The sequence below is a fragment of the Galbibacter sp. genome (assembly GCF_035306585.1).
Taxonomy (GTDB): Bacteria; Bacteroidota; Bacteroidia; order Flavobacteriales; family Flavobacteriaceae; genus Galbibacter.
Window position 1 is genome coordinate 1 of sequence record NZ_DATGNU010000025.1, and the last position, 5344, is coordinate 5344.

Consider the following 5344-nt stretch of genomic DNA (forward strand, 5'->3'; position numbering starts at 1 on the left):
TAAGTGTTGTTTTTACATTTCCAAATTAATTAATAATTTTTAACAAATACAAATAAATCCTTAGACAATTAATCACCAATCTGTAGCAAAAATGCATAATACTCAATGAACATCGATCCTCACTGCGCTGTTAAAAAATTAAGAGATTGAATTTGCCAAAAAAAAGCGTAGTTTTACACCTGTTTTGTATAAATTTACCCACATGTTAAATAGTTATAGTAAAGAGGATAAAGTTTTATTAGCAGTCGATTGTATCATTTTTGGCTTTGACAAAGAAGAACTTAAAATACTTTTAATTAAAAGAGACTTCGAACCTGAAAAAGGAAAATGGTCCCTAATGGGCGGCTTTCTAAAACGTGCCGAAACCTTAGATGATGCAGCTAATAGGATCCTTAAGACCCTTACGGGAATTAATAACATTTACATGGAGCAACTATACGGCTTTAGCAAAGTTGACAGGGATCCAGTGGAACGTACCATTTCTGTTGCTTATTATGCACTAATTAATATTGAGGATCACAACGAAGGTCTTATTGAAAAATACTCAGCGCGTTGGTTTAACGTAAAAGAAGCTCCAGAATTGATTTTTGACCATAATGCTATGGTTAATCACGCCATTAGGAGACTTCGATACAGAACCTCTACTAAGCCTATTGGATTTGAGCTCCTCCCAGAAAAATTTACTATGCGTCAGCTTCAAAAGCTCTATGAGGCAATTCTAGATGAAAAATTAGATAAGAGGAATTTTATCAACAAAATCAACAATTTGGATATTCTGATCAAATTAAATGAAAAGGATATGTCCTCCTCTAGAAAGGGCTCGTTCTTATATGAATTTGATAAAGAGAAGTATGACAAAAAAGTGGAAGACGGTTTCACCTTTAAGATCTAATCTGATTTTTTAAATAAAATTTTCACATTATTTTTTATTGTGATCTGCAAAATCACGATGATCCTTTTTATACAACTCCTCTATTGGTAAGCTTTTGAAATACTCATAGGTACGTTGCATTCCAATTTCTCGATCAACTTTTGGCTCCCATTGAAGAATTTCTTTTGCTTTAGAAATATCTGGTCTACGTTGCTGAGGATCATCTTTAGGCAGTGGCTTGTACACTATTTTCTGATTTGACCCCGTTAGTTTTACAATTTCTTCTGCAAAATCTCTTATGGAAATCTCTGTTGGATTTCCAATATTTACAGGGTAGTGATAATCACTCATCAATAAACGGTAAATGCCTTCTATCTGATCATCCACATAACAAAACGATCTTGTTTGGCTACCATCGCCAAAAACTGTTAAATCTTCACCTCGCAAAGCCTGTCCAATAAATGCTGGTATGACCCGCCCATCGTTTAAACGCATGCGAGGACCGTAGGTATTAAAAATTCGTGCGATACGGGTATCTAGATTATGAAATCTATGATAAGCCATGGTAATAGACTCCATAAACCGCTTTGCCTCATCATATACGCCTCTTGGACCAACAGGGCTAACATTTCCGTAATATGATTCTGTTTGTGGGTGAACCAATGGGTCGCCATATACCTCGGAGGTAGAGGCTACTAGTATTCTGGCGTTTTTATCCTTAGACAACCCCAATAAATTATGAGTTCCTATTGCTCCTACTTTTAGGGTCTGAATTGGAATTTTCAAATAATCAATTGGACTTGCTGGTGAAGCAAAATGAAGAACATAGTCAAGAGGACCGGGAATATCCACAAAGGTGGTGACATCATGATGCCTGAATTCAAAATCCACATTGGATCTCAGGTGTTCAATATTATTTAAACTTCCAGTGATAAGGTTATCCATGCCGATAACATACATACCCTCTTTAATAAACCGATCACATAGGTGTGAGCCCAAAAATCCAGCTGCACCAGTTATTAAAATTCTCTTCTTATCCACTTCAAAATGTCTCTTTAAAGCGAAGGTAACTAAATTTGAAATAATTTCCGATTCAATAGATCGGTTCTAGAATAATTATTATTTTTTAATCTTGTAGGGCTATTTTCTCCTTGCCTACTTTTTGATTTCTAAAATACAAAATCACCAAAGCAAGAATTACACCAGATCCTGCCAAGGCAGCCCCTACTAGGCTCGCGGAAGTAAATCCATAGCCGAAGGCAATCGGTAATCCAGCTAAATAAGCCCCCGATGCATTCCCCATATTAAAGGCACTCTGATTGGCAGATGAACCTAACATTTCTGAACCTTTTGCACTGTTGATCACCGCCATCTGAATTGGAGTAGATACCGTGAAAGCTACCATTCCAATTATGAAGGTCATCACAAGAACAGCTATACCTGTGGGTGCAACTACCACGTTTAATAACAACATAAGCATCATGGTTACCAGACTGATAATCACCGCTTTTAATGGTGAAAACAGCTCCGCTAATTTTGCACCTATAAAATTACCGATAACCATTCCAGAACCTGCGATGATCATGCCATAGCTGACTAAATTTGAGCTTAATCCTGCTTCTTCGGTTATCAATGGAGCGATGTAACTATACCAAGCAAAGAACCCTCCAGTACCTATGGTTGTCAAAAGAACTATCCCCAAAAAATCCAATTTTTTAAAGACTTTAAACTCACTTTTAATATTTTGTTTTTGGTTTGTCTCAATTGCGGGCATCCAAAAGTGAATACTTAGCATGGTTAAGACACCTATTACACCAACTATTAAAAATGAAATACTCCAGTGAAAGTGATGCCCTACATAGGTTCCAAGAGGCACCCCAATTACATTGGCTAGTGTCAATCCAGTAAACATGGTAGCAATGGCCTTAGCGGACTTTCCTTCATTGGCAAGTTTCCCTGCTACCACTGCTCCAATACCAAAAAAAGCACCGTGAGGAAGACCCGATAGAAATCGAGCTATTAACAATAAGCCGTAATTATTGGCAAAAGCTGATAGGGTATTAAATATGGTAAACCAAACCATTAAGTACAGTAACATCTTGTGAGGTGCGCACCTATTTCCGATAACCGTTAACAGTGGTGCTCCGATCACAACGCCCAAAGCGTATGCTGATATAAAGTGCCCAGCCTGTGGTATACTTATATCTAATGCTCCTGCAACATCTGGAAGGATTCCCATAATAACAAACTCAGTCATCCCTATACCGAATCCTCCAATGGCTAATGCTAATAATGCTTTTTTGTTTGTAATAGACATATATTTACCCAAATTTCAATAGGCAAAAATACACTAAATTTATCTCAAACACTTGTGCTTAATTGTCAAGTTTATGTGAAATAATACCCAATAAAACCTCTCATAATAGTTTACTTAGTTATATGCAAGACAGATTATTCAGACTTCGGAACCAATTTTACGATACCTGTACCTTCAACTCCAATATACAAGTAGCCATCAGGACCTTGTCTAACATCACGGATTCTACCAAGTCCTTCCATTAGTTTTTCACGATAGGTGACTTTATTGTTTTCGAATTCAAGTCTTTCTAAATAACCAAACTTTAAGGAACCTACCATAAGATCGCCTTTCCAATCTGGATAGATGTCTGAGGTCACAAAAGTCATTCCGCTTGGAGCGATGGAGGGAACCCAATAGTACAATGGTTGCTCCATACCTTCTTTCGCTGTAAGTTCAGTAAAGGAAGTTCCATCATAATTCTCTCCATAACTAATGACAGGCCATCCGAAATTAGCTCCTTTTTTGACTACATTAATTTCATCGCCACCCTGAGGACCATGCTCATGTACCCAAATTTCTCCAGTATTGTAATGAGTCAACATTCCCTGTGGATTTCTATGTCCATAGGAATATATTGCTTTGACTGCATCAGGTGTGTCATAGAATGGATTTGATTCTGGTACACGACCATCATCATATAAACGGTAGACTTTCCCACCATCTCTTGTTATGTCCTGTGGATTTACGTCTCTTTCTCCACGCTCCCCTATTGAAAAGTAAAGGTAACCTTCATTATCAAATGTAATACGAGAACCAAAATGCTGTCCTTTGGTTGTATTAGGTGTTGCTTTGTATAGTTGTTCTACCTCGGTTAAACTATTTCCATCTAATTTAGCTCTGGCAATTGCGGTATGCCCCCCATCACCTTCGCCTTCATCGCTGGCATAAGAAAAATAAATCCATCCATTGGTGTCGTAATCAGGATGGAGAACTACATCCATAAGCCCCCCTTGTCCTCTGTTATATACTTGAAGAGTATGTGTGATTTCTGTTTTCTCTCCATGTTTTACCCTATACAACTTGCCTGACTTCTCTGTAACCAGTAGCTCTCCATTTGGTAAGAAAGCCATCCCCCAAGGAATATTAATCCCTTCTACAATAGTCTCGACATCATAGGTGATTTGATCTGGAGTATTTATTGTTTTATCATTCTGAGCACACGATACCTGAATGACAACAAATAAAGCTAAAGCAACATACTTTTTCATAATTGAATTTTTTGATAATTAAGCTTGGTAAATTAGATAAAAATTTACCACATCTTTCAGAGGGCAACTCTTAAACATATGTTAAATTAAAATTTAGCGAAAAAAGTTAAAGAATTTATTAGTGTATTCGAAAAAAGAATAATATTTTTGTGCCCGCTTAACCGCAAATTCTATTCTGAAGAATAGAAAGTACTGAAATTTTATACGGGGTGTAGCGTAGCCCGGTTATCGCGCCGCGTTTGGGACGCGGAGGTCGCAGGTTCGAATCCTGCCACCCCGACAAAACAGCCTTTAAAAAGCTATAATAAAAATGTAAACAAATGAAATTCAGTTAATTGCATTTTTATTAAAAACATTTGATTGTATTTAAAATCAATGAAAAAGTTACCTAATCGGTTACCTATCTGGTAACCGATTTTTTATTACCTTGTACTTGGGAGCGACCGCTAGCTCTTGTGATTGGACTTTCGTTTTGTTTCACTGAATCATTCATTTAAAATGAAAGTCCATCTTAATCAGAAAAAGTCAAGCAAGGAAAGTAAATAGCTGATTGAAAACAAACCAAGCGGGAAAGCCAGTTGCCAACACGGTATAAACGCAATAGCGGGAAATTGCTTAACCAAAAGGCTGTACTTTTTTTACCCGTCAAATCCTTATTCTGATTTCCTTTTTTGTAAATTAGTAAATAAATAAGGTTTTGACTAAGGCAGTTGCTAAACGGAAAGACTTGTGCTTCTCTGCTCCGCTACTGCGTTTATACTGAATCGTTGCCATTCATTGCAGAACGCACTCGAAATCAATTAAAATTAAAAATAAAATGACAAAAAAAACAGGAGCTTATATTGTTATGATTGTTGGTTTAATTCTTTTAATCATAAATATATCTGAATTGGATTTTAGCAATCT

Annotated in this window: 4 protein-coding genes and 1 tRNA gene; 2 read left to right on the top strand and 3 right to left on the bottom strand. The window is 36.8% G+C overall.

Annotated features, from left to right (window positions below; genetic code table 11):
- Positions 1-202: 202 nt before the first annotated feature.
- Positions 203-892: an NUDIX hydrolase gene (locus VKY50_RS02845; RefSeq protein ID WP_324298644.1), complete on the top strand. Its 690-nt coding sequence runs from the start codon at positions 203-205 to the stop codon at positions 890-892.
- Between the two features lie 27 nt (positions 893-919).
- On the opposite strand, the gene VKY50_RS02850 is transcribed toward VKY50_RS02845, so the two are convergent.
- From VKY50_RS02850 to VKY50_RS02860, 3 genes are all read right to left on the bottom strand, one after another.
- Positions 920-1912, bottom strand: a complete 993-nt coding sequence (locus tag VKY50_RS02850) for a UDP-glucuronic acid decarboxylase family protein (RefSeq protein WP_324298646.1) — start codon at positions 1910-1912, stop codon at positions 920-922.
- A gap of 85 nt (positions 1913-1997) precedes the next feature.
- Positions 1998-3188: an MFS transporter gene (locus VKY50_RS02855; protein ID WP_324298648.1), complete on the bottom strand. Its 1191-nt coding sequence runs from the start codon at positions 3186-3188 to the stop codon at positions 1998-2000.
- A gap of 134 nt (positions 3189-3322) precedes the next feature.
- The gene (locus tag VKY50_RS02860) at positions 3323-4438 is read right to left on the bottom strand and encodes a PQQ-dependent sugar dehydrogenase (protein ID WP_324298650.1); all 1116 of its coding nucleotides are present in this window, start codon (positions 4436-4438) and stop codon (positions 3323-3325) included.
- A 205-nt stretch (positions 4439-4643) separates the two neighbouring features.
- On the opposite strand from VKY50_RS02860, the gene VKY50_RS02865 reads away from it, so the two are divergent.
- Positions 4644-4718 (top strand) — tRNA-Pro (locus tag VKY50_RS02865).
- The last annotated feature ends 626 nt before the right edge of the window (positions 4719-5344 follow it).